Source organism: Pseudomonas oryziphila (genome assembly GCF_003940825.1).
Lineage (GTDB): Bacteria > Pseudomonadota > Gammaproteobacteria > Pseudomonadales > Pseudomonadaceae > Aquipseudomonas > Aquipseudomonas sichuanensis.
Map to the genome: position 1 here is coordinate 2,175,284 of NZ_CP034338.1, position 25,931 is coordinate 2,201,214.

15 protein-coding genes are annotated in these 25,931 nt (G+C 65.3%); 5 read left to right on the plus strand and 10 right to left on the minus strand.

Annotated elements, in window-relative coordinates; genetic code table 11:
- Positions 1-44: 44 nt before the first annotated feature.
- Together treS and glgB are read left to right on the plus strand one after the other, a co-directional pair.
- Positions 45-3,362, plus strand: coding sequence for a maltose alpha-D-glucosyltransferase (treS, locus tag EJA05_RS10385; RefSeq protein WP_125858165.1), 3,318 nt, complete (start codon positions 45-47; stop codon positions 3,360-3,362).
- 142 nt (positions 3,363-3,504) lie between these two features.
- The gene (gene glgB / locus EJA05_RS10390; protein WP_125858166.1) at positions 3,505-5,718 is read left to right on the plus strand and encodes a 1,4-alpha-glucan branching protein GlgB; all 2,214 of its coding nucleotides are present in this window, start codon (positions 3,505-3,507) and stop codon (positions 5,716-5,718) included.
- Positions 5,719-5,790: 72 nt separating this feature from the next.
- On the opposite strand, the gene EJA05_RS10395 is transcribed toward glgB, so the two are convergent.
- The 10 genes from EJA05_RS10395 to EJA05_RS28185 all read right to left on the minus strand — a co-directional run bounded on the left by EJA05_RS10395 (position 5,791) and on the right by EJA05_RS28185 (position 20,865).
- The gene (locus tag EJA05_RS10395; RefSeq protein WP_125858167.1) at positions 5,791-6,711 is read right to left on the minus strand and encodes a hypothetical protein; all 921 of its coding nucleotides are present in this window, start codon (positions 6,709-6,711) and stop codon (positions 5,791-5,793) included.
- Between the two features lie 399 nt (positions 6,712-7,110).
- Complete coding sequence (locus EJA05_RS10400) at positions 7,111-8,187, minus strand: autotransporter domain-containing protein (RefSeq protein ID WP_125858168.1); 1,077 nt, start codon at positions 8,185-8,187, stop codon at positions 7,111-7,113.
- Between the two features lie 330 nt (positions 8,188-8,517).
- Positions 8,518-9,312 (minus strand): endonuclease/exonuclease/phosphatase family protein, encoded by a 795-nt coding sequence (locus EJA05_RS10405; RefSeq protein ID WP_125858169.1) that lies wholly within the window; start codon positions 9,310-9,312, stop codon positions 8,518-8,520.
- A 182-nt stretch (positions 9,313-9,494) separates the two neighbouring features.
- Positions 9,495-11,648 carry a glycogen debranching protein GlgX gene (gene glgX, locus EJA05_RS10415; protein ID WP_125858171.1) on the minus strand — a complete coding sequence of 718 codons (2,154 nt, stop codon included), beginning with the start codon at positions 11,646-11,648 and terminating at the stop codon, positions 9,495-9,497.
- A gap of 153 nt (positions 11,649-11,801) precedes the next feature.
- Positions 11,802-12,047, minus strand: coding sequence for a DUF2934 domain-containing protein (locus EJA05_RS10420; RefSeq protein WP_125858172.1), 246 nt, complete (start codon positions 12,045-12,047; stop codon positions 11,802-11,804).
- Positions 12,048-12,064: 17 nt separating this feature from the next.
- Positions 12,065-14,839: a malto-oligosyltrehalose synthase gene (locus EJA05_RS10425; protein ID WP_125858173.1), complete on the minus strand. Its 2,775-nt coding sequence runs from the start codon at positions 14,837-14,839 to the stop codon at positions 12,065-12,067.
- On the minus strand, positions 14,836-16,905 hold the full coding sequence (gene malQ / locus EJA05_RS10430) for a 4-alpha-glucanotransferase (protein WP_125858174.1): 2,070 nt from the start codon (positions 16,903-16,905) through the stop codon (positions 14,836-14,838). The genes EJA05_RS10425 and malQ overlap by 4 nt, the downstream gene beginning before the upstream one ends.
- Positions 16,902-18,644, minus strand: a complete 1,743-nt coding sequence (gene treZ, locus EJA05_RS10435) for a malto-oligosyltrehalose trehalohydrolase (protein WP_125858175.1) — start codon at positions 18,642-18,644, stop codon at positions 16,902-16,904. The genes malQ and treZ overlap by 4 nt, the downstream gene beginning before the upstream one ends.
- A 14-nt stretch (positions 18,645-18,658) precedes the next feature.
- Positions 18,659-20,218 carry a glycogen synthase GlgA gene (gene glgA, locus EJA05_RS10440; protein WP_125858176.1) on the minus strand — a complete coding sequence of 520 codons (1,560 nt, stop codon included), beginning with the start codon at positions 20,216-20,218 and terminating at the stop codon, positions 18,659-18,661.
- Positions 20,219-20,697: 479 nt separating this feature from the next.
- Positions 20,698-20,865 (minus strand): DUF6026 family protein, encoded by a 168-nt coding sequence (locus tag EJA05_RS28185; RefSeq protein ID WP_167409825.1) that lies wholly within the window; start codon positions 20,863-20,865, stop codon positions 20,698-20,700.
- Positions 20,866-21,066: 201 nt separating this feature from the next.
- On the opposite strand from EJA05_RS28185, the gene gnd reads away from it, so the two are divergent.
- From gnd to EJA05_RS10455, 3 genes are all read left to right on the plus strand, one after another.
- Entirely contained in the window at positions 21,067-22,050 is a 984-nt protein-coding gene (gene gnd / locus EJA05_RS10445; protein WP_125858177.1) for a phosphogluconate dehydrogenase (NAD(+)-dependent, decarboxylating), read from the plus strand.
- Positions 22,047-23,555 (plus strand): glucose-6-phosphate dehydrogenase, encoded by a 1,509-nt coding sequence (zwf, locus tag EJA05_RS10450; RefSeq protein ID WP_125858178.1) that lies wholly within the window; start codon positions 22,047-22,049, stop codon positions 23,553-23,555. The genes gnd and zwf overlap by 4 nt, the downstream gene beginning before the upstream one ends.
- A 201-nt stretch (positions 23,556-23,756) precedes the next feature.
- Positions 23,757-25,568, plus strand: a complete 1,812-nt coding sequence (locus EJA05_RS10455) for a glycoside hydrolase family 15 protein (protein ID WP_125858179.1) — start codon at positions 23,757-23,759, stop codon at positions 25,566-25,568.
- The last annotated feature ends 363 nt before the right edge of the window (positions 25,569-25,931 follow it).

Below are 25,931 nucleotides of genomic sequence, written 5' to 3' on the forward strand. Positions count from 1 at the left end.
CTCCCACAGGGGCGCGTCAAACCGAGAACCGAAAGGAGTCGCACATGGCCAAGCGTTCCCGCCCGGCAGCCTTCATCGACGATCCCCTCTGGTACAAGGACGCGGTGATCTACCAGCTGCACGTGAAATCGTTCTTCGACGCGAACAACGACGGCATCGGCGATTTCGCCGGCTTGATCAGCAAGCTCGACTACATCGCCGAACTTGGCGTCAACACCCTCTGGCTGCTGCCGTTCTACCCCTCGCCACGGCGCGACGACGGCTACGACATCGGCGAATACAAAGCTGTGCACCCGGACTACGGCGGCATGGCCGACGCCAAACGTTTCATCGCCGAGGCCCACAAGCGCGGCCTGCGGGTGATCACCGAACTGGTCATCAACCACACCTCCGACCAGCACCCCTGGTTCCAGCGCGCCCGCCACGCCAAGCGCGGCAGCAAGGCTCGGGATTTCTACGTGTGGTCGGACGATGACCAGAAGTACGACGGCACCCGGATCATCTTCCTCGACACCGAAAAGTCCAACTGGACCTGGGACCCAGTGGCCGGCCAGTACTTCTGGCACCGCTTCTACTCGCATCAGCCGGACCTGAACTTTGACAACCCGCAGGTGCTCAAGGCCGTGATCGGGGTGATGCGCTTCTGGCTCGACATCGGCGTCGATGGCCTGCGCCTGGACGCCATCCCCTACCTGATCGAGCGCGACGGCACCAACAACGAGAACCTGCCTGAGACCCATACAGTGCTCAAGGCGATCCGCGCCGAGATCGACGCCAACTACCCCGACCGCATGCTGCTGGCCGAGGCCAACCAGTGGCCGGAGGACACCCGGCCGTACTTCGGCGAAGGTGAAGGCGACGAATGCCACATGGCCTTCCACTTCCCGCTGATGCCGCGCATGTATATGGCCCTGGCCATGGAAGACCGCTTCCCGATCACCGATATCCTGCGCCAGACTCCAGAGATCCCTGCCAACTGCCAATGGGCGATCTTCCTGCGCAACCACGATGAGCTGACCCTGGAGATGGTCACCGACCGCGAGCGCGACTACCTGTGGAACTACTACGCCGAAGACCGTCGCGCGCGCATCAACCTAGGCATCCGCCGCCGCCTGGCGCCCTTGCTGCAGCGCGACCGGCGGCGCATCGAGCTGCTGACCAGCCTGCTGCTGTCGATGCCCGGCACGCCCACGCTGTACTACGGCGACGAACTGGGCATGGGCGACAACATCTACCTGGGCGACCGCGACGGCGTGCGCACCCCCATGCAGTGGTCGCCGGACCGTAACGGCGGTTTCTCCAAGGCCGAGCCGCAGCGCCTGGTGCTGCCCCCGATCATGGACCCGCTGTACGGCTACCAGACCATCAACGTCGAGGCCCAGGCCCACGACCCGCACTCGCTGCTCAACTGGAACCGCCGCCTGCTGTCGGTGCGCAACCAGCAGAAGGCCTTTGGCCGTGGCACCTTGAAAATGCTCACCCCGAGCAACCGGCGCATCCTCGCCTATATCCGCGAGTACACCGATGCCGAGGGCAACAGTGAAGTGGTGCTGTGCGTGGCCAACGTTTCACGCGCCGCCCAGGCCGCGGAGCTGGAGCTTTCGCAGTACGCCGAACGGGTGCCGGTGGAGATGCTCGGTGGCAGCGCGTTCCCGCCCATCGGCCAGTTGCCGTTCCTGCTTACCCTGGCGCCATACGGCTTCTACTGGTTCCTGCTGGCCGCCCACGACCGCATGCCCAGTTGGCATGTGCAGCCCACCGAAGGCCTGCCCGAGCTGACCACCCTGGTGCTGCGCAAGCGCATGGAAGAGCTGCTCGAAGCACCGTCCCGGGGCGCCCTGGAAAGCGCGATCCTGCCCCAGTACCTGCCCAAGCGGCGCTGGTTCGCCGGCAAGGAAGGGCCGATCGACCAGGTGCACCTGCGGTACGGCGTACGCTTCGCCACCGCGACCTTGCCGGCATTGCTCGGCGAGCTGGAGGTGCACAGCAACGGGGTGGTGACCCACTACCAACTGCCGTTCGGGTTGTTGCCGGAGGAGCAGATCAACGCCGCGCTGCCCCAGCAACTGGCGCTGTCGCGGGTGCGCCGTGGTCGTCAGGTGGGGCTTATCACCGATGCCTTCGTCCTCGAGCCCTTCATCCGTGCGCTGCTGCGCGGTTGCCAGGACGGCCTGCGCCTGCCCTGTGGCAACGGCATGGGCGAACTGCGCTTCCAGTGCACCAAGCAGCTGGCGGCGCTGGCGCTCGATGAGCAGAGCGAGGTGCGCTACCTGGGCGCGGAGCAGTCCAACAGCTCGGTGGTGGTGGGCGGCAGCCTGGTGCTCAAGCTGATCCGCCGGGTCAACCCGGGGATCCACCCGGAGCTGGAGATGAGCGCCTACCTCACTGCTGCCGGTTTCGCCAATATTTCACCCTTGCTGGCCTGGGTCAGCCGCGTCGACGATAGCGATCAATCAACCCTGCTGATGATCGCCCAGGGCTACCTGAGCAACCAGGGCGATGCCTGGGACTGGACCCAGAACACCCTGGAACGGGCGATCCGCGACGAGATGGAACCGACCCGCAACGAGCAGGAAGCGCACACCGACGCCCTGGCCGAACTCACCGGCTTCGCCGCCTTGCTGGGCCAGCGCCTGGGCGAGATGCACCTGCTGCTGGCGGCGCCCACCGGTGATCAAGCGTTCCAGCCGCGGCCGAGCGATGCCCGCGACAGCGAGCGCTGGAGCCGGCAGATCAGCACCGAGCTCGAGCATGCCCTGGACCTGCTGGCCGAGCACCGCAACAGCCTGGACGGTGACAGCCAGGCCCTGGTCGACGACCTGCAGCAACAGCGCCAAGGCTTGCGGCAGCACATCGACAACCTGGCCCGCCAGGCCCAGGGCGGGTTGTTGATGCGCGTGCACGGCGACCTGCACCTGGGCCAGGTGCTGGTGGTGCAGGGCGATGCCTACCTGATCGATTTCGAGGGCGAGCCGGCGCGGCCGCTGGACGAGCGCCGGGCCAGACACAGCCCATACAAGGATGTCAGCGGCGTATTGCGATCCTTCGACTATGCTGCTGCCATGATCCTGCGCAGCGCCTCGGCGGTAGACCTCTCCGACGCGGCGCGCCAGGCCCGTCAGCGGGTTGCCCGGCAGTACCTGCACCAGTCGCGTCACGCCTTCGTCGAAGCCTATGGCCTGGCCACTGCCGCCATGCCCCATGCCTGGCAGCAGGCCGAGGGCGAGCGCGCCGCACTGGAACTGTTCTGCCTGGAAAAAGCCGCCTATGAAATCAGCTACGAAGCCGAGAACCGGCCGAGCTGGCTGGCCGTGCCTTTGCATGGCCTGCATGGGTTGATCAGCACCTGGGGGGAGTCATGAGTTTCGTAGTTTCGTGGGAGCGGCGGTGCGCCGATGCGACTTGCCCCGCGATGGGGCCGCTACCCTCATCGCGAGGCAAGCTCGCTCCCACGCCCCAAAGGTCGTCAAGCAATCTTGTGAATACATGGAAAGGGGCAGTGAGATGAATGCAACCACGCGTGACAACGGCAGCCTTCGGCAACGGGACCTGGACGCCCTTGCCAGCGCCACGCACGCCGACCCGTTCGCCGTGCTCGGCCCGCACCCCGATGGTGCAGGCGGTCAGTTTATCCGGGCCTTCCTGCCCAACGCCCTGAATGTGCGCGTGCTGGCCCGCGATGGCGGGCACGTGCTCGCTGAAATGCAGCAACAGCGCCTGCCAGGGTTGTTCACCGCGCACATCGACGATGCACAACCGTATCTGCTGCAGATCGGCTGGGCCGGGGGCGAGCAGGTCACCGAAGACCCTTACAGCTTTGGCCCGCAACTGGGCGACATGGACATGTACCTGTTCTCCGAAGGCAACCACCGCGACCTGTCCGGCCGCTTCGGTGCGCAACCGACCCAGGCCGACGGCATCGACGGCGTGTGCTTCTCGGTGTGGGCGCCCAACGCCAGGCGGGTTTCGGTGGTGGGCGACTTCAACAACTGGGACGGCCGCCGCCACCCCATGCGCCTGCGCCACAGCGCCGGGGTGTGGGAATTGTTCGTGCCGCGCCTGGGTGTCGGCGAAACCTACAAGTTCGAAGTGCTCGGCGCCGACGGCGTGCTGCCACTCAAGGCCGACCCGCTGGCCCGCGCCACCGAGCTGCCACCGAGTACCGCCTCGAAGGTGGCCGGCGCCCTGGCCCACGACTGGCACGATGAGCAATGGATGGCGCAGCGCGCCCAGCGCCACGCCTACAACGCACCGCTGTCGATCTACGAGCTGCACGCCGGCTCCTGGCGCTGCGAGCTGGACGATACCGGCGAGGTCGCGCGCTTCTACAACTGGCGCGAACTGGCCGAACGCCTGGTGCCTTACGTGCAGGAACTGGGCTTCACCCATATCGAGCTGATGCCGATCATGGAGCACCCGTTCGGCGGGTCCTGGGGCTATCAGCCGCTGTCTTTGTTCGCCCCGACCTCACGCTACGGCACGGCGGAAGATTTCGCCTTCTTCATCGACGCCTGCCATCAGGGCGGCATCGGCGTGATCCTCGACTGGGTACCGGCGCATTTCCCCACCGACGAACACGGCCTGGCGCGCTTCGACGGCACCGCGCTGTACGAGTACGACAATCCGCTGGAAGGCTTCCACCAGGACTGGAACACGCTGATCTACAACCTCGGCCGCAACGAGGTGCGCGGCTTCATGCTGGCCTCGGCGCTGCACTGGCTCAAGCATTTCCACATCGACGGCCTGCGCGTCGATGCCGTGGCGTCGATGCTCTACCGCGATTACTCGCGCAAGGCCGGCGAGTGGGTGCCCAACCGCCATGGCGGGCGCGAGAACCTCGAAGCCATCGACTTCATCCGCCACCTCAACGGCGTCGCGGCCCACGAGGCACCGGGCGCATTGATCATCGCCGAGGAATCCACCGCCTGGCCCGGCGTCAGCCAACCCACGCAACAGGGCGGCCTGGGCTTTGCCTACAAGTGGAACATGGGCTGGATGCACGACACCCTGCATTACATCCAGAACGACCCGATCCACCGCACCTACCACCACAACGAGATGAGCTTCGGGCTGATCTATGCCTACTCCGAGCACTTCATCCTGCCCATCTCCCACGACGAGGTGGTGCACGGCAAGCACTCGCTGATCGACAAGATGCCCGGCGATCGCTGGCAGAAGTTTGCCAACCTGCGCGCCTACCTCGCGTTCATGTGGGCCCACCCAGGCAAGAAGCTACTGTTCATGGGCTGCGAGTTCGGCCAGTGGCGTGAGTGGAACCACGACAGCCAACTGGACTGGTACCTGCTGCAATACCCCGAGCACCAAGGAGTACAGCGCCTGGTCGGCGACCTCAACCGGCTGTACCGCGAGCAACCGGCACTGCATGAACAGGACTGCCAGCCCCAGGGCTTCCAGTGGCTGATCGGCGACGATGCGCACAACAGCGTGTACGCCTGGCTGCGCTGGAGCAGCCAGGGCGAACCCTTGCTGGTGGTGGCCAACTTCACCCCGGTGCCGCGCGAGGGCTACCGGATCGGCGTGCCGTTCGGCGAACGTTGGCAAGAGTTGCTCAACAGCGATGCCGGGCTGTATGCAGGGTCGAACGTGGGCAACCTGGGGGCGGTGGCCAGTGATGAGATTGCCAGCCATGGGCAGCCATTGTCGCTGGCGCTGAACCTGCCGCCGTTGGGGGTGTTGGTGATGAAGCCGGCTGGTTAGCTCCCGGTAATGACTTCTTGGCGGGGTCTCCCGCCAAGAAGTTGCCTGAGCTACAGCGTTGAAGAAAAGCGGCTAGCCCCGGCGCGTATTATCTTCGATAAATTCCCGTTTAACGATGACTTGCAATGCGACTTGACCATTGGAGACCACGCCTTCCCTAGTGCTGGTTGCTTCATTTTGTATGTTGTCTATTAACTCGTTGAAGGATTTGGATTTTAGAGTCGATGGTAGGTCAATTGGTGTCACTGAAATTGAGAATATATAGGTCCCGCTGTAGTCTGGACTTTCAGTGCTGCGATTGATCTGGAATCCGATGTCTTTATTTGAAGCGTGCAATAATTCGGCGCAATGTACAGCGTCGGTGAACATGGTGGCGTAATGTCCAGGTATGCCATTAATCCCGTAGATCTCCATCCCTGCAAAGGGGCCTGGGGATGCTAGGTATAAAAAACTGCGATATTCTTCTAGGAATGATTCGGCTTTGCTGGCTGCGAAGATCTTCAACGCCTCTATGAATTCGTAATGATCGGTTTCTGGTATCGGAGTCAACGTGCTATCTGGTAGGTCCTCTGTTTCGAGTAAGTTTGAAATGCTATTGTTGTATGCTTTCAGGAATTCGCTATTATACAAGTATCTATTGCTAAGCGAGGTGTCATTAAATGGATTTGAAAATTCGGCGAATGTCCTCTTGAAGTGAGTGCTTGTCACAGGCTGTGTTACTTTAACTTCGGCTCGTTCAAGGTCTGCTTTAGTTGCATCGCTTGGTTCTTCCAAGGCGCGCCGGATGGCAGCATTCATCAATAACGAGTGATGGTTTTTGGTGAGATCTTCTGGCGCGCGTTGCGTAGCCAGGGCGGCGATTACAGGATGAATCAGATCGAGGAACTTGTATGCCTGTTTCAGTTTGTTCGGGTCATTGATGGCGTATATATTGTTTAATTGCTCGATGTATTTTTTGCTTTGTTCTTCGTCCGCCAAGGGTTCGGTTGTCATGATGTTTTCCCTCAAATCTATGCTTCAGTTAGGCTGGGTGGCTACCTGGGGTCGATATCAATTTCCAAGTGGATTTTTTCGCAGTGGCAATTGATCGACCTGCAGAGTTTTTTCGCCGGTTCATAGAGCACGGCAACTGATAAAAATGTCAGGTGCGACATAGCGCTGGCGGCTTTATCATGGCTATTCAGGCCGCCAGGCAGTGTCCGGAAACAGAGTGCGCGATGCTTGCAAGTATTGATGTCGGCATTCAAGTGAGCCTGTCGGAATCTGCTACCGCGTTTTGCAAATTCGAGCATGGCTCTATCTGTTTTCACCTCGCGTGGCTGATATCCAGCGTCGTGAATAACCCGCAAGCCAGAGTTCCAGTGTGCCTGGGCAATGGGTGCGTTCGCTTGTCTACCAGCGCATCCTCACCCCGAGGCTGCCAATCAGCCCATTCAGATCGTTGTCATCCACGTCGCTGCTGTAATCGGCACTGACGAACAGCGCCACGTTCGGCGTGACCCGCGCCACCAGCCCCAACCCCAGGTCCACCGAGGTCGAACTGCGCGAGCTGGAGATCTTGTCGACCTGGTCCAGCTTCACCGAGTCGCTGTTGCTGAAGTCGTACCAGACGTTGGTGCGCACATAGGGCTCGATGGGCATGCCTTTCACTTCATAGCGCGCCGACAGCTTGGCACCGACCCGGCCGCTCCAGCTTGGCTGGCTGTCGAACGCCTGCAAGGTTTCCTCCTGCACCTGGCTGCCAGGGAAGAACTGCTGGTTGATCAACTGCGCCTGGGGCTCGATCACCCAGCCGCCCCCCAGGCCGATGGGGAAACCACCCTCCACCGAAAAGGTCATCGCATGGCCACTGTCGTCCACTCGCTGGCCGGCCTGGGAGCGGCCATTGACGTCGATGCGCGTACCCATGGCCACGGCGTCCACGTGCCAGCCCTGCTCATGGGTCATGCTCCAGTACACGCCCAGGCTCTCGCCGCTGAGGTTCACCGCATTGCGTTGTTTGTCACCGAGCAAGGGGCGCATGCCGTTGAAGCTGCTCTGCAGGTTGTTGTGGCCGACGAAGATCCCGGCACGGTGAACGTTGCCTGCGCTGGTTTCGCGCACGAACAGGTCGGGGCCGATCATCAACTGCTGGCTGGGCGCCTCCAGCTGCGCCGGCGCCTGGGCTGCTGGCCTTGGTGTGCCGGGGAAGAACTGCGCCCACTGGCTGGCGATCATGTCGCTGGCCAGTGGGCCGTGGCGCTCGCTCATCTGCGTGGAGAATGCCGAGAGCATGCCCTGGTTGAGGCCATTGACGCTCAGCGGGTCGAGTGAGAGTTGGGGGACCTCGGGCTGTTCCAGGAACCGGGCGAAGGGTTCGCCCTCCTGCAGTTCGAAGGCGAAGGTTTCCACCGGGGTTGCCAAGAGCAGCGACGTGGAAACCGCGCAGCAAAAAGCTTCGAAACGCAGGGGGTTCGAGGTGCTTTTCATGGCGGATCTCCTGTTGTTGTGTGTTGGACAGCACGTTGAACAGCCGGGCAATCTGGCCTGATGTCACGGGCTGTACGACAAAAACAGGGGCGACCCAAGCCAGCGCGCCAGCCTGCTTGAGCGCGCACAAAGGCGCGAGCTAGAGGCCCGGCACGAATTTTTACGTCTGTTGGTTCTGTTCAGCTAAGGAGAGGACAGGGCTTGCGTCAAGAATGTGTGAAGGCTTTGGCAAGGGTTCGTTGAGTAATTCAAGCCATTGAATTTGTACAGAATTGGCGAGGCCATATCGTCAATGGTGATTGCTCGCCGGGCGGCTATGCCGAATCGTTGCTACAGGCGCACTTCCACGGCCAGCGGCAGATGATCGGACAGGTGTGTCCAGGGCTTGTGGCCGAGGATCTTCGGCCCATGGCTGTCGGCGTTGCGCAGGTAGATACGGTCCAGGCGCAGCAGTGGCAGGCGCGCCGGATAAGTGCGGGCGAGCAGGCCGTGATGGCGTTCGAAGGCTTCGTGCAGGCCCTGTTGCCTGCCCAGGGTGCGATTGCCGTGCAACTGCCAGTCGTTGAAGTCACCGGCGATGATCACCGGGGCGTCGGCGGGCAGTGCATCGAGCAGCTTGCTCAACAGTTGCAGCTGTTTTTGCCGATGGCTTTCCAGCAGCGACAGGTGCACGCAAATGGCATGTACCGGTGCTTGCCCGGGCACGTCGAGCACGCAGTGCAGCAGGCCGCGCCGTTCAGGGCCGGTGATCGACACGTCGAGGTTGCGGTGTTCGATGATCGGGTACTTGGACAGCAGAGCGTTGCCGTGGTGGCCGTCCGGGTACACCGCGTTGCGCCCGTAGGCGAAATCGCTCCACATGCTGTCGGCGAGGAATTCGTACTGCGAGGTCTGCGGCCAGCCGGGGTAGCGGCTGGCGTGGCGATCGTGGCTGCCCAGCACTTCCTGCAGGAACACGATATCGGCCTGGGTGCTGCGCACCGCCTCGCGCAGCTCCGGCAGGATGAAGCGCCGGTTGAAGGCGGTGAAACCCTTGTGGGTGTTGACCGTCAGCACCTTGACCCGGTGCACGGCCGGGGCCTGGCTGACGCTGGCGAAACCTGGACTGCCGGCTTCGGGGTTCACAGGAACTCCTGTAGCGATTTACACGATTCTTGTGGGAGCGGGTTTATCGAGCCGTCGAACCGCCGCGAACACGGGCGTAGCCCGTGCCATGCACCGTAGTGTGGTCTTCGCGGGTAAACCCGCTCCCACAGGTATTTTGGTGATCATGGCTACGGATTAGGACCGCCCGTCCGTTGCCAGGTTCAGTCCTCTTCCCGCTGCAACGCCATCAACAGCAACGAACGCCCCTGCACCTCGAACACCGTGTCGAACTGCAGATGCTGCGGCTTGCGCAGCTCCGGTCGATCGGTGTCGACCAGGCAGCTCCAGTATTCGCCCTGCGGCACCGCCGGCAGCTTGAACGGCACCACGTCGTGGTAGGCGTTGACGATCAGCAGCAAGGTCGCCTCGGCCCCGGGCCGGGCAATGCCGCTGACCTGGGCGCGGCCGTCCATCAGCATGCCCAGGCAACGCCCGTGCGGGTCTTCCCACTGCTCCACGGTCATCTCGCTGCCGTCCGGGGCCAGCCAAGTGACGTCCTTGACCCCGATCGCCTCGTTGTAGTCACCCACCAGAAAGCGCGAGCGGCGCAGGATCGGGTAGGCCAGGCGCAGGCGGGTCAGGCGTTTGACGAAGGCCAGCAAGGCCTTGCCGTCCTCGTCCAGCTCCCAGTTGACCCAGCCGATCTCGCTGTCCTGGCAATAAGCGTTGTTGTTGCCATGCTGGGTGCGGCTGAACTCGTCGCCAGCGACAATCATCGGCGTGCCCTGGGCCAGCAGCAGGGTGGCGAAGTAGTTGCGCATCTGGCGCATGCGCAGGACATTGATCGCAGGGTCGTCGGTCGGGCCTTCGACGCCGCAGTTCCACGACAGGTTGTTGTTGGTGCCGTCCTGGTTGTTCTCGTCGTTGTCCTCGTTGTGCTTGTCGTTGTACGACACCAGGTCGCGCAGGGTGAAGCCGTCGTGGGCGGTGACGAAGTTGACCGAGGCGTAGGGCCGCCGGCCACGGTTGTTGAACAGGTCGCCGGAGGCTGTGATGCGCGCGGCGAAGTCGGCGAGCATGCCTTCGTCGCCTTTCCAGAAACTGCGCACGGTGTCGCGGAAACGGTCGTTCCACTCCGCCCAGCCGGGGGCGAAGTTGCCCACCTGGTAGCCGCCGGGGCCACAATCCCAGGGTTCGGCGATCAGCTTGACCTGGCTGAGCATCGGGTCCTGGCGGCAGGCCACGAGGAAGCCGTGGCGTTCGCTGTAGCCATCGTGGTAGCGGCCGAGGATGGTCGCAAGATCAAAGCGAAAACCGTCCACGTGCATCTCGCCCGCCCAGTAGCGCAGCGAGTCGGTGACCAGTTGCAGCACGCACGGATGGCTCAGGTCCAGGGTGTTGCCGGTGCCGGAATCGTTGATGTAGAAGCGCTTGTCGTCGGGCATGAGGCGGTAGTACGAGGCGTTGTCGATGCCGCGCATCGACAGGGTCGGGCCGCGCTCGTTGCCCTCGGCGGTGTGGTTGTAGACCACGTCCAGAATCACTTCCAGCCCGGCGTCGTGCAGGTGCGCGACCATCTCCTTGAACTCGGCGATCTTGCCGCTGGCCAGGTAGCGCGGGTGCGGGGCGAAGAAGGCGATGCTGTTGTAGCCCCAGTAGTTGTTCAGGCCCTTGTCGAGCAGGTGCTGGTCGTTGACGAAGGCGTGGATCGGCAGCAGCTCGATGCTCGATACCCCAAGCGCCTTGATGTGCCCGAGCAGTTCGTCGTTGGCCAGGCCCGCGAAGGTGCCGCGCAGCGCCTCGGGCACCGCCGGGTGGCGCATGCTGATGCCGCGGGCGTGCGCCTCGTAGATGATGGTGCGCTCCCAGGGGATCTGCACACGTTGGTCGCGGCCCCAGGTGAACGCCGGGTCGATGACCTTGCATTTGGGCACGAAAGGCGCGCTGTCGCGCTCGTCGAACGACAGGTCGTCGTCGGGGTGGCCGATGGTGTAGCCGAACAGGGCCTCGGACCATTTCAGTGTGCCGACCAGTTGCTTGGCATAGGGGTCGATCAGCAGTTTGTTGGGATTGAAACGGTGGCCGTTCTGCGGTTCATACGGGCCATGCACGCGGTAGCCGTAGACCAGGCCAGGGTGTGCATCGGGCAGGTAGCCGTGGTAGATCTCGTCGGTGTACTCGGGCAGCTCGATGCGCTCGAGCTCCTGTTCGCCGGTTGAATCGAACAGGCACAGTTCGACTTTGCTGGCGTTGGCCGAGAACAGAGCGAAGTTGACCCCCAGGCCGTCCCAGGTGGCGCCCAGCGGGAAGGGCATGCCTTCGCGGATGCGCGACGGGGCGACGGAGCGGGTTTTCTTCGGGGTGCGGGGGCTCATGGCGGTCCTCGTGGTGCGGGGGGGAACGGGGGCCGCAGCGCGGCCCATCGCTGGCAAGCCAGCTCCCACAGGTACAGCGAGACCACAACGCTGCGCCGGCCTTGTGGGAGCTGGCTTGCCAGCGATGAGGCCGGTACAGGTATTACGACAGGCTCAGCTCGCCGCCGGCTTTTTCACAGCCTTTGGCTTCTTCGCCGCCACAGGCTTTTCAGCAGCCACTGACGCCTTCGGCTTGGCCGCCGCCTTCTTGCGCGGCGCGGCCTTGGGCGCTAACGCTTCAGCCTCGGCCAGCTTGCGGGCCATCTCCCAGTGGCGGATTTCCTGGCCCTCCGGCTTGCCCTCCGATTCCCAGATTTGATAGGCGAATTCGCGAACACGTTTTTCTTCGACACTCATCACGACGCTCCTGAATGCAGTTAGGCATGATCAATCAACACATTGACCGGGAACTCCATCAGTACGGTGCTCAACTTCAGCTCCTTTGAAGGGCTGACAGCACCGCCACCGAAAAGTCCCGAGCAGTTGGCAGGCGACAAGGCAAACGGCAGGATCAGCCGCGTATCGTCCCAGTTCTGTGCCGGGATCAATGGGGTTGTGGCGTTACCCAGCAAGCTGCTGGCAAGCCGTGGTGCGACAACGATGGCGCGCTGCTCCTCGCCCAGTCGGGCGAAGGCCAGCACCTTGTCGGCGTGGCGCCCCTGCACGTTCAGCGGCAGGTAGGCGCCACCCCGGAACAGTTCGGGATGGCTCATGCGACAGTCCAGCAGCCGGGCGATCAGTGCCTGCTTGATGCGCCCGTCCTGCCAGTGGCCGAGCAGTTCGGCCAGGGGCGTGCTGGCGTCCAGGCTGGCACGCCTTGCAGCGTAGTCCACCGGGCGCCGATTGTCCGGGTCGACCAGGCTGAAGTCCCAGTACTCGTTGCCCTGGTACAGGTCGGGCACGCCCGGCGTGGTCATGCGCAGCAGGCATTGCACCAGGCTGTTCAGCGCGCCGGGGCAGGCGATCTGCCGCGCCGCCTCGTGCAGCGACTGGCGCAGCTGCTGGTTCTGCGCGTCCAGCAGCAGGCCGTTCACATAGGCGGCGCAGGCCTGTTCATAAGCCTCGTTCGGCGCCGCCCAGCTGCTGCGCAGCTTGGCCTCGCGCAGGGCCTTCTGTTGCCAACCGCCGATGCGCTCGGCGTAGTGGCGCAGTGCGTTGGCGTCATGCAGGTCGAGCGCCAGCGGCCAGCTGCCGAGCAGGGTCTGCCACAGCAGCAGCTCATCGCCCGGGCCGGGCGCGGCGCCATCCTCCAATGCCTCGCGCAGCGGCGCTGCCAGTTCGCGCCAGTGCTCCACCCGGCTGGCCAGCCAGGCCCCGCGCTCGCTGAGCACCGCCAGGCGCGCCCGGCAGTCTTCGCCACGCTTGTGATCGTGGGTGGCGGTGGCCAGCAGGTTGTCGGGGAAGTCGCGCAGGCGGCGCTGGGCTTGCGTGTGAAACCATTCAGGGGCGGCACTGAAACGCTCGGCCTCGAAGCCCACATCGTTGCGCGACAACAGCCGGGCGCTGCGGTAGAAGGCGGTGTCTTCCACGGCCTTGGCGGCGGTTGGCGCGGTCAGCTGCTGGAAGCGCACGCAGGCGTGACGCAGGTGCTTGCGTGGTCGGCCCGGGGGCAGGCGCCGCCAGGGCTGGCCACCAAGCCACTGCGCCAGGTGCTCGAGCAGCGGCCAGTCGGCCTCGCCCAGTGACTGGCGGGCGTCAGCGAGGGCTTGCTGGAAGAACCCCTCGTCCTCGGCCGGGCGGCCACAGGCGTTGATGTAGGTGCGGTACACCGGGTAATGCTCGGCCAGCGCCTGCAGCGCGCGGCGGATGGCACCGAGGGTGAGGTCACGGGTCATCAGGTCGTCGCGGGCCACCTGCAGCAAGGCCAGGGCCACCGACTCGCAGTCGCCGGCCAGGCCGGCGTTGAGCACCAGGTGGCGAGCCTGGCGCACTTCCTCGGCAAATGCCGGCCGTTCGCTGACGGTGCTCCACAGCTCGGTCAGCGGTGCTTCGCCCGCCGGGTCGTGTTGCAGCAGCGAGGCCTGGTTCATGAACTCGTAGCCGGTGGTGCCGTCGGTGAGCCAGTCGCGGTGCAGGTGTTCATCGGCGCCGAGGATTTTCTCGACGTAGATCGGGAAGTGCTCCACGCCCGCCTGCAGCGGCCGGCGCGCCAGCAACCCGTCGACCCGCCGGCGCAGGTTGCGGCAGTAACGACGCGGGTCGGCCAGGCCGTCGATATGGTCGATGCGCAAGCCATCCACCAGCCCGCGCTCGATCAGCTCGAACAGCTTGGCGTGGGTGGCTTCGAACACCACCGCACGCTCCACCCGCAGGCCGCCTAGTTCATTGATGTCGAAAAAGCGGCGCCAGTTGATGTCGTCGGCGGCGGTGCGCCAGCTGGCCAGGCGATAGGTCTGGCGCTCCAGCAACTGGTGCAGGCGCTTGAAGCCGGCTTCGGTGCGGCTGTCGAAGGCGGCCAGGGCGGCTTCGAGGCTGGCCCCGGCGCTGACCACCAGGGCCAGGTCGCGGTGCAGCGCCACGGCGTCGGCCAGCGGTTCGGCGGCCTCCTGCAGAGCACTGAAGTGTTGCGCCAGGGCCTGCAACCGTGGGTCTTCGGCACGGCCGAGAATGCGCTCGTAGTCCAGCGGGCAGATCGGGAAACGATGCTCGTGATGGGCGACCTCGAACCGGCCATGCTCGGCGTCGAAGGTCAGGGGCATGTCACCGTTGAGCAGCGCCACGCCATAGTCGCTGCCGAGGAACGGCAACAGCAGTTGCCCGGCCAGCAGCGGGTCGCTGGAGTGCCACTGGATATCGAAGAACTCTGCATAGGGGCTGCGCCGGCCCCAGGCCAGCAGGCTCTGCCACCAGGGGTTGTCGGCGCCGCCCACGGCCATGTGGTTGGACACCGTGTCGAGGATCAGGCCCATGCCGTGCTGGCGCAAGGCGGCCACCAGGCGCTCCAGCGCGGCCTCGCCGCCCAGCTCGGGGTTGACCCGGGTCGGGTCGACCACGTCGTAGCCGTGGCGCGAGCCTGCACGGGCAGTGAGGATCGGCGAGGCGTACACGTGGCTGATGCCGAGCTGGGCGAAGTAGGGCACCAACGGCGTCGCGTCATCCAGGGTGAAGTCGCTGTGCAGCTGCAGGCGCAGGGTGGCGGTCAGCGCCTTCATCGATCACGCTCCCAGGCTTGTTCGCGGGCCTGGGCCAACAGCTCCAGGCGCCGCGCTGCGTCCTCGTCGTCGAGCAGCCCGAGGGCGGTGGCCTTGAAGCGGCGCCGCCAGTTGGGGTGGCCAGCGGTGGTGCCGGGCAGGTTGGGTTGCTCGTCGCAGCCCAGCAGGTCTTCCAGTGGCACCAGCACCAAGGGGGCGCGGGTGTGGCCGACGTAACGGATCGCCGCGTCAATCAATGCGCTGTCGTCCGCCAACGGGCCGTAGTTGTGCTCCAGGGTGCGGCGCAGGCCGTCGCGCTCCAGCGCCCGGCTATCGCGCCAGTGCCCTTCGGTGGTGGCGTCGATCAGTTGCAGGCGGTTGTGCCAGTCGATGTCACGGGCTTGCAGCCAGCCGGCCAGCGGCGCCAGGTCATGGGTGCCGGTGGTGGCCAGGGCGTTGTCCGGCCAGTCGAGGATCGGCTTGAAGCGCCCGGGCGCATCCTGCTCGAAGGGCAGCACGCGCATGCCCAGCACGGCCTTGGCCGCCAGGCGCTCGCGCAGGCCTTCGGGCACGGTGCCCAGGTCCTCGCCAAGGATGATCGCCCGGTGCCGTACCGATTCCAGGGCCAGCAGGCGCAGCAGGTCGTCGAGCGGGTAGTTGAGGTAGGCGCCCTCGCGGGCAGTGGCGCCACGGGGGATCAGCCACAGCCGGCGCAGGCCCATCACATGGTCGATACGCAGGCCGCCGGCGTGGGCCAGGTTGGCTCGCAGCATCTCGATGAAGGCGCGGTAGCCGTTGCGCTTGAGCCCTTCGGGGGAGAAGGCGCAGATGCCCCAGTCCTGCCCCGCGCGGTTGAGGATGTCGGGCGGCGCGCCGACCTTGAGGTCGGCCAGCAGCTCGTCCTGGCGGCTCCAGGCCTGGCTGCCGGCGCCGTCGGCGCCCACCGCCAGGTCGGCGATCAGGCCGATCGCCATGCCATTGCTGCGCGCCGCGTCCTGGGCGCGTTGCAGGCTGCGTTCGCTGAGCCACTGGCAGAACGCGTGGAATTCGACACGGGCCGGGTAGGCGGCGGCGAAGGCTTCGACTTCCGGGTGATAGGGGTCGTGCCAGGCCTTTGGCCAGTTGCGCCAATCGGCGCCCAGGCCCTGGTCCACTGCCTCGCTTTGCAGCACTTCGAAACGGCAATGGTGTTCGAGCCGTTCGCCGCCGGCCTCGCGGAAACTGGCGAAGTCTGCGCGCAGCGGGTGGTCGCCCTGGCTGAAATCCTGGTACAGCGCTTCCAGTAAACGCTGTTGGGCCTTGGCCGCGCGTGGCCAGTCCACCAGCGGCTGTTGCTGCAGGTCTTCCAGTGTCTGCGCAAGCCCGCAGGCCTCGATGGCCATGCGCACGGCGCGTTCGCCCAGCAGGGCTGCGGGGCTGGCGTACAGCGCGTTGAGCAACAGCCGGCTGGACGGTGAATAGGGGCTGAAGTGCTGTTGGTCGAAGGCCGACAGCGCGTGCATCGGGCTGATCGCCAGGGCATCGGCGCCGCGCTCGGCGGCACTGCGCGCCAACTGCTCCAGCGCCAGGCAGTCGCCATAGCCGCCATCGTCGGGGCGGCGCAGGCTGTACAACTGCACCGCCAGGCCCCAGCAGCGCGAGGGCGGTTCGGTAATGGCATCTTCGAGCGCGTGGCAGCGCTGCGGCGCCACGGCGAGGGTGAAGGTGCGGCCGTCGATGGCCAACTGGTGATAGCCGGTCGGCAGCCCACCCGGCAGGCGTGCTTGGGCGTCCAGCACCAGCGTGCGCTGGCTGGCGTCCTCCAGGGTGCAGTGCACCTGGCTGCCGGCGCTGAACCAGCGTTGCAGGCTGAGGGGCTGGTCGATATCGACGGTCAGCAGCGGCGGCAGGTGTTCGCTGTCTTCGGCCTGTTCGACCAGGCGCAGGCTGCTGGCGATGGCCTGGTCGTTGTCAGCGGGGTGGCCAAGGGCTTGCAGCACCTGGCGCAGCACCTCGTCGCTGACCTGCTGCGGGCGGTTGTTGGCGTCGATCCAGTCGCGGGCCAGGCCGACGCGGGCGGCCAGGCGGTGCAGGGGCTGTTCGCTCATGGCGTCTCCGGTTCGGGGGGCAGCAGGCTGACCACGCAGCTGTACGCGGCGAGTGTCGAGTCGGGGTGGGCGTTGTCGCTGCTGTCGTACAGGCGCAGCGCCTGGGCCGGCAGTTGCACGGCCTGGGGCTGGGCGCCGAGGTTGAGGTCGATACGCAGCTGCTGGCCGTTGCCCAGGCGCCAGCGCGCAGTGAGCGCCTTGTCGCCCAGCACCTCGGTGCCCAGTGCGCGGGTGCCGGGCAGGTGCGGGATGAGGTGGCGTTTACGCAGGTCGAGCAGCTGCTGATAAAGGCCGTGCCAGCCGGCCAGCACGTCCTTTGGCTGCGGCCGGGAACGTTCGAAGGTGGTTTCGGCGTTGGGGTCGGGGATCTGTGCGCGCCTGGCGGGGTCGGCGAAGGCGTCGAAGTGGGCGAACTCACCACGCCGGCCCTCGCGCACGGCATCGGCCAGCGCGTCGTGGAAGTCGGTGAAAAACAGGAACGGCTTGCAGCTGCCGTCGTCGTCGCCCATGAACAGCAGCGGGATCATCGGCGCCAGCAGCAACAGCCCGGTGGCCGCGCGCAGGGCCTGCGGCGGGCAAAGGCGGGTAAGGCGCTCGCCCAGTGCGCGGTTGCCGACCTGGTCGTGGTTCTGCAAAAACAGCACGAACGCGCTGGGCGCAAGGTGGCCGCTGGGTTCGCCCCGTGGCGTGCCATGGCGGTTGGCCTGGCCCTGGAACACGAAGCCTTCGGCCAGGCAGCGTGCCAGCTGCTCGATCGGCCGCTGCTGGTAGTCGGCGTAGTAGCCCTCGGTTTCGCCCGTCAGCAGTACGTGCAAGGCGTTGTGGCCGTCGTCGTTCCACTGGGCGTCGAAGCCCTGCTCCAACAGCGCGGCCTGGTTGTGTTCGTTTTCCAGCACCAGCCAGATCTGCCGGCCCGGCGCTACCGCCGCGCGCACCCGCTGCGCCAGTTCGACGAGGAAATCCGGCTGGTCGATGGCGTGCACCGCATCCAGGCGCAGGCCGTCGCAGCGGTAGTCGCACAGCCACATCAGCGCGTTCTGGATGAAGTACTCGCGCACCGCTGGCCTGCGAAAGTCGATGGCCGCGCCCCAGGGTGTCTGCCGGTCCTGGCGAAAGAACGGGCTGGCGTACTGGTGCAGGTAGTTGCCGTCCGGGCCGAAGTGGTTGTAGACCACGTCCACCAGCACCATCAGTTCGTGGCCGTGGGCTTGGTCGATCAGTGCGCACAGCTCCTGCGGCGTGCCGTAGCTGTGCTGTGGGGCGAACGGCAGCACGCCGTCATAGCCCCAGTTACGTTCACCGGGGAACTGGCCCAGCGGCATCAGCTCGATGGCGCTGATGCCCAGCGTGGCCAGGCGTGGTAGCGCCTCGGCCACGCCGCGGTAACCGCCGAGCAGGCCCACGTGCAACTCCTGGATCACCGCCTCGTGCCACGGGCGGCCCTGCCAGGGGTGTTGCCACGGATAGCCGGCAAGGTCCACCAGCTCGCTCGGCCCCTGCACGCCCTCGGGCTGATAGCGCGAAGCCGGGTCGGCCACCTTGAGCTGCCGGTCGATAAGCAATTGATACCGCTCACCTGCCTGGCACGGGGCAACGCCGACGTACCAACCGTCATCAACGGGCGACAGCTCAACGGCGGGCTGCCGCTCGACTTCCACGCTCACGCTGCGCGCATCCGGCGCCCAGAGGGCAAAGCGCGCCGACGTGGCGTCCACTACTTGCGCGCCATGCCTGTGCATCGTCCGCTCTCCGCTCAGTAGTGGGCGATCTGGGTCTGCTTGACCAGGTCCTCATACAGCCGCGCGTAGGGTTCCACCGCCTGGCACCAGTTGAAGGGCTGGGTCATCGACAGGCAGCGCATGGCGTTGAGCAGGTGCTTCTTGCCATACACGTAGAAGGCGCGGCTCAGCGCTTCGCGGTAGCTGTCCAGGGTCGAGTCGTCGAACAGGAACCCGGTGACGCCGTTCTCGATGGTGTCGGCCAGCCCGCCGGTATTGCGCGCCACCGGCAGCGAACCGAAGCGTTGCGCGTACATCTGGCTCAGGCCGCACGGCTCATAGCGCGATGGCATCAGCAGAAAATCGCTGCCGGCGAACATCCGTCGGGCATCGGTTTCGTTGAAGCCGATGCGCACGCCGATGCGGCCCGGGTGACGCAGTGCCAGCTCGCGCATGGCCTGTTCTTCCTCGGGCTCGCCACGGCCGATGATGGCGATCTGGCCGCCTTGCTCGACGATGTAGTCGGCCACGCCCAGGGTCAGGTCCAGGCCTTTCTGGTAGACCAGCCGCGAGACCACGGCGAACAGCGGCCCCTTGGACGCGTCCAGGCCGAACAGCTCGCGTACCTGCTGGGTGTTGCGCGCCTTGCCGTCCCAGTCATTGAGGCTGAAGTTGTGCACCAGGTGCCCGTCGGTGGCCGAATCCCAGCTCTCGTCGATGCCGTTGGGGATGCCGCCGAGCAAGCCTTGCTGGGCCTTGCTGGCAAGGAATCCGTCGAGGCCGCAGCCGAACTCGGGGGTGGTGATTTCCCGGGCGTAGGTGGCGCTCACCGTGGTGATGTGGCTGGAGTAGGCCAGGCCCGCCTTGAGGAACGACAGCTTGCCGTAGAACTCCATGCCTTCCTGTTGCATGGCGTGGTCGGGGATCGCCAGCTCCGGGCTGCAGGCGCGGCTGTACACGCCCTGGTAGGCCAGGTTGTGGATGGTGAACAGGGTCGGGGTGCTCAGCCCGCGCCAGTGCATGTAGGCCGGGGCCAGGCCGGCCGGCCAGTCGTGAGCGTGCACCAGGTCGGGGCGCCAGTGGGCCATGCCTTCACCGGCGGCAATTTCTGCGGCGGCCAGGCCCAGGCGGGCGAAGCGAATATGGTTGTCCGGCCAGTCGCGGCCGTTGTTGGCGCCGTAGGGAGTGCCTTCGCGCTGGTACAGCTCGGGGCAGATCAGCACATAGATCACCAGGCCGTCGGCCAGGTCCATGCGGCCGATCTTGCACGGTGGCAGTGCCGCGTGGCCGCCCAGTTCACCGACGATATGGATGGGGTTGTCGCTCTCCATCACCTGGGGGTAGCCGGGGATCAGCACCCGCACATCGTGCAGGTGGGCCAGAGCCCGTGGCAGGGCGGCGGACACGTCGCCCAGGCCGCCGGTCTTGACCAGGTCGGCGATTTCCGAGGTGACGAACAGGACCTTGCGCTTGTTGGGGTTGTGCTGGCGCTGGGCGCCGGGTGCCTTGACTGTCGGGGCGAGGCTGGGTGGCAGCGGCTCGCGGCTATCCGATTTGAATGCATCTACGTGAGGTTCGACAGCGGCACTGATCATACTTCTCTCCGTCCCTTGTTTTTGCGGGTGCGGGCACCCGTTGCGTTATTTCGTGCTGGTTCTCTCTGATCGGTAGTGCATCTTCGTAGTGCGGTCCTTGCCCGATATCGGTGCGCGCAGGCACGGCACGCTCGGCAATCCGGCCGAAAAGCGTGTAGGCGGGTGGGGGTGGGTGGGCCTGGCGTGAGGAAGTCCCTTTGCGTTGGCCTACTTAGCTCCTGACCTGCCCGCATTTCGGAAAGTTCGACTTTTTTACGTCACTTTTTCCGAGCAAAACGCGGGCCGAATCTGGAGTGTAGGGGACGAAACGACATTCTTGTGACTTGCTGGTCATTTTTATGATGACCGTTCGTCCCCGCAAACGTTGGCGGGTGTTACAAAATTTGTACAGGTAGGGAGGTGCCTGGTCGGCGGGTAGGGCGGGAGGTGAAAACGGGCAGGGCGGGGAGCCGCTTGGCTCCCTGCGCAGGGGCGGTGACTCAGAGGCTGGCGGGCTTGCCTTGCAGGCGGGCCTGTTCCAGCAGTTGGTTCAAGTGCGCCACTTGCTGGCGCAGCTGGTCACGTTCGTCCTTCAGCTGGCGCAGTTCATCACGGCGTACGGACACGTAGAGGGTCTGGGTGGGAGTAGCAGGCATCAGGGTACCCATGAGCACACCTCGCAGGGCTGGCTGGTGACAAATCAAAGCGTAGTCGCTTCACGCGGCGCGCATTCTGAATTCTTTCCCTGGCCATGGGAACTTTTTTGTTTATCGTGGTCTCGCCGTTCGTCGGTGAACCCTCTGCGGGTACGCTGGACTAATCTGAAATCCTTAACGGCTGTAATCCATTTCTAACGGGAGCGTCACCACATGCAACTGGGAATCGTCGGGCTGGGCCGCATGGGCGGCAATATCGCAAGGCGGCTGATGCGCGCCGGCCACCGCACCGTGGTGCATGACCGCAACCGTGAAGCGATCACTGGGCTTGAGGGCGAGGGCGCGCAAGGGGCTCACGACCTTGGTGCGCTGGTGCAGAAGCTCAAGGCGCCGCGCGCGGTGTGGGTCATGCTGCCGGCGGGCGAGCCCACCGAGCAGACCATCGCCCAACTGGCCGAACTGCTGGAGCCGGGCGATGCGATCATCGACGGCGGCAACACGTTCTATAAAGACGACATGCACCGCGCGGCCGAGCTGGCCAAGCGTGGCCTGCATTACCTGGACGTGGGCACCTCCGGTGGCGTGTGGGGCCTGGACCGCGGCTACTGCATGATGATCGGTGGCGAGAAGGAGGTGTTCGAGCGCCTGGAACCGCTGTTCAAGGCCCTGGCCCCCGGCGTCGGCGACATCCCCCGCACTCACGGGCGCAGCGGTGAGCACGAGCGTGCCGAGCATGGCTACATCCACGCCGGCCCACCCGGCGCCGGCCACTACGTGAAGATGGTGCACAACGGCATCGAGTACGGCCTGATGCAGGCCTACGCCGAAGGCTTCGACCTGCTGCGCAGCAAGGGCGGCGACGAACTGCCCGAAGACCAGCGCTTCGACCTCAACCTGACCGAGATCGCCGAGGTGTGGCGCCGTGGCAGCGTGGTCACCTCCTGGCTGCTGGACCTGACCGCCGACGCCCTGGTCGCCGACCCACAGTTGTCCGCGTTCAGCGGTTCGGTGTCTGACAGTGGCGAAGGGCGTTGGACCATCGATGCCGCCGTGGAGCAGGCAGTGCCGGTGCCGGTGCTGTCCAGCGCGCTGTTCGCCCGCTTCCGCTCGCGCCAGCAGCAGGGTACTTACGGTGACAAGATCCTCTCGGCCATGCGCCTGGGCTTCGGTGGCCACGTCGAGAAGAAAGGCGAATGACCAAACCAAACATCCCTGCCGCTCCACCCTGCACCCTGTTCCTGTTCGGCGCCAACGGCGACTTGGTCAAGCGCCTGCTGATGCCGGCGCTGTACAACCTGAGCCGAGATGGCCTGCTGGACCGCAACCTGCGCATCGTCGGGGTCGATCACAATGCGGCCACCGCCGAAGCGTTCGCCGAGCGCCTGCATGCCTTCATGCTGGAGCGTGACCAAGGCCGCGAAGGCAGCGAGCGCTGCCTGGACGACAAGCTCTGGGCGCGCCTGGCCAAGCGCCTGGACTACCAGACCGGCGACTTCCTCGACCCGGCGACTTACCAGGCCTTGGCCAAACGCATCGACAAGACCAGCCACGGCAATGCCATCTTCTACCTGGCCACCTCGCCGCGCTTCTTCCCGGAAGTGGCCCAGCGCCTGGGCGATGCCGGCCTGCTCGACGAGTCTGCCGGGGGCTTCCGCCGGGTGGTGGTGGAGAAGCCCTTCGGCACCGACCTGGCCAGCGCCGAAGCGCTGAACGCTCGCCTGCTGAAGGTGATGAGCGAGCGGCAGATCTACCGCATCGACCATTACCTGGGCAAGGAGACGGTGCAGAACATCCTGGTCAGCCGTTTTTCCAATGGCCTGTTCGAGTCGTTCTGGAACAACCATTACATCGACCACGTGCAGATCACAGCGGCCGAGACTGTCGGCGTCGAGACCCGCGGCGCCTTCTATGACAGCACCGGCGCCCTGCGCGACATGGTGCCCAACCACCTGTTCCAGCTGCTGGCGATGGTCGCCATGGAGCCGCCGGCCGCCTTTGGCGCCGATGCGGTGCGTGGCGAGAAGGCCAAGGTGATCGGCGCCATCCGCCCGTGGACGACGAAGATGGCACTGAAAAATTCGGTGCGTGGCCAGTACACCAGCGGCAAACAGGGGCGCAAGCCGCTGGCCGGTTACCGCGACGAGCCCAATGTTGGCAAAGACAGCCAGACCGAGACCTACGTCGCCCTTAAAGTGATGATCGACAACTGGCGCTGGGCCGGCGTGCCGTTCTACCTGCGCACCGGCAAGCGCATGAGTGTGCGCGACACCGAGATCGCCATCTGCTTCAAGCCCGCGCCTTATGCGCAGTTCCGCGAAAGCGAGCTGGAGCGGCCCAAGCCCAACTACCTGAAGATCCAGATCCAGCCCAACGAAGGCATGTGGTTCGACCTGCAGGCCAAGCGGCCCGGGCCGGAGCTGGTCATGGAAAACGTCGAGCTGGGGTTTGCCTACAAGGACTTCTTCAAGATGACCCCGGCGACCGGTTACGAGACCTTGATCTACGACTGCCTGACGGGTGACCAGACCCTGTTCCAGCGTGCCGACAACATCGAGAACGGCTGGCGCGCGGTGCAGCCGTTTCTTGATGCCTGGGCCAGCGAGGCGGGTGAGGTGCATGGCTATGCGGCCGGGGAGGATGGCCCGGAGGCAGGCAACGAGCTGCTGACCCGCGACAAGCGCGAGTGGCACAACTTGGGTTGATGGTTGCCTGCACTGGCCTCATCGCGGGGCAAGCCCGCTCCCACGAAAGTGGGCTGCCCCCAAGAAGTTGGACACCAATTTAAGCCTTGGGGGTGGTCCAAAGCGTGGGAGCGGGCTTGCCCCGCGATGAGGCCGACTTAGGCGGAACGACTAGCGCCCACCAGGCATCCAACCTCAGGCCCACCCGCCAAAGGAGCCCCGATGCCTGCCCTCATCGAAGACTACGCCCTCATCGGCAACTGCCGCAGCGCCGCGCTGGTCAGCCGCGACGGTGCCATCGACTGGCTGTGCCTGCCACGCTTCGACGCCCCGGCCGTGTTCGCGGCATTGCTGGGCAACGAAGAAAACGGCCGCTGGCGCATCGCCCCCAGTGACCCGGTGGAACACTGCACACGCCGCTACCTCGACGACACCCTGGTGCTGGAAACCCACTGGACCACCGCCAGCGGCCGTGCCCGAGTGCTCGACTGCATGCCCCTGGGTGACAGCAACACCATCGTGCGCATCGTCGAAGGCCTGGCGGGCGAAGCCGCGTTCGAGATGGACCTGGTGCTGCGCTTCGACTACGGCCGCAGCGTGCCCTGGGTGGAAAAGCTCGACCCGCTGACCCTCAGCGCGGTGGCCGGCCCCGACCGTCTGATATTGCGCAGCAGCGTCGAAGCCCATGGCCAGGACCATCACAGCGTTGCGCGTTTTCGCGTGGGCACTGGCGAGCGTCAGGTGTTCAGCCTTTGCCACCAGCCCTCGCACCTGCCCGTGCAGCCCGGGTGCGATGTCGATCATGATTTGCAACAGACCATCGCCCAATGGCAGGCCTTCGCCGCCCGCTGCCCGGACGTCGGCCCCTACACTCATCTGGTGCGCCGCTCGCTGCTGACGCTCAAGGCCATGACCTATGCGCCCACCGGCGGCATGGTCGCCGCCGTCACCACCTCGCTGCCCGAGCGCGTGGGGGGCGAGCGCAATTGGGACTACCGCTACTGCTGGCTGCGTGACGCCACCATGACCTTGCTGGCCCTGATGAACCTCGGTTACTTCGACGAAGCCCAGGCCTGGCGCGAATGGTTGCTGCGTTCGGTGGCCGGCAACCCCGAGCAGATGCAGATCATGTACGGCCTGGCGGGGGAGCGTGACCTGCCCGAGTTCAGCTTGCCCTGGCTGGCGGGCTACGAGCACTCCCGGCCGGTGCGCGTCGGCAATGCCGCCTCCGAGCAGTTGCAGCTCGATATCTACGGCGAACTCGCCGACGCCATGACCCAGGCCATCAAGGGCGGCCTGCCACGCCATCCGCGCAGCTCCGCCATCGCCAGGCTGATCCTGCCCTACGTGGAAAGCATCTGGCGCGAGCCTGACGAAGGGCTGTGGGAGGTGCGCGGCGGCCGTCAGCATTTCGTGCATTCCAAGGTCATGGCCTGGGTCGCCTTCGACCGCGCCGCCAGCCTGGCCGAGACCACCGAGGAAGACCGCGAGCGAGGCAGGCATTACCGACGCGTTGCCGAGCAGATCCGCGCTGAGGTCTGCGTGCGTGGCCTGGACCCCGGCGGGCAGCACTTCGTGCAGGCCTATGGCTCGACCGAGCTGGACGCCAGCCTGCTGCAGATTGCCCTGACCGGTTTTTTGCCGGCGGATGATCCGCGCTTTCTGCGCACCCTTGAGCAGGTCGAACAGCGCCTGCTGCGCAACGGCCTGCTGCTGCGCTACGACAGCGACAGCTGCAGCGATGGCCTGACGCCGGGGGAGGGCACGTTCCTGGTGTGTTCGTTCTGGCTGGCGGATGTGTATGTGCTGCTCGGGCGCCAGCAGGATGCGCAAATGCTGTTTGAGCGGTTGACTGGGTTGTGCAATGACGTCGGGCTGCTGGCCGAGCAGTACGACCCGGTGGGTAAGCGGATGCTGGGGAATTTTCCGCAGGCGTTCAGCCATATCGGGATTATCAATACGGCGTTGAATCTGCACCGGGCGCGGTGTCCGGTGCGGGATAGGGCGCATAGGGAGGGTCGGGATAGTGGGTGAGGGCTACCAGGTGCCTGCCGTTGTTTTTGCAGCGCCTATGAGATCGAGCGCCGCCCGCGCGGCGCATCGCTGGCAAGCCAGCTCCCACAGTTTGTTTCGGGCCAGTTACTCCTGTGGAAGTACCGGCGCCTGCCTTGGTGCATGCCTTGAAACATGTGGGGCGGCGGCAATGCCCACACTGAAACCGCGTCGTACCAACAAGGCGGACAGTGATGAACATGCAGGAGTAATTGGCCCGAAACAGATGTGGGAGCTGCGGTTCGCCGCTGCGACTTGCCAGCGATGCGCCGCGCGGGCGGCGCTCGATCTCGAGGGCGCTGAAGATCTATCGCCAGGCATCAGGTAGCCCAGACTCAATCCGAA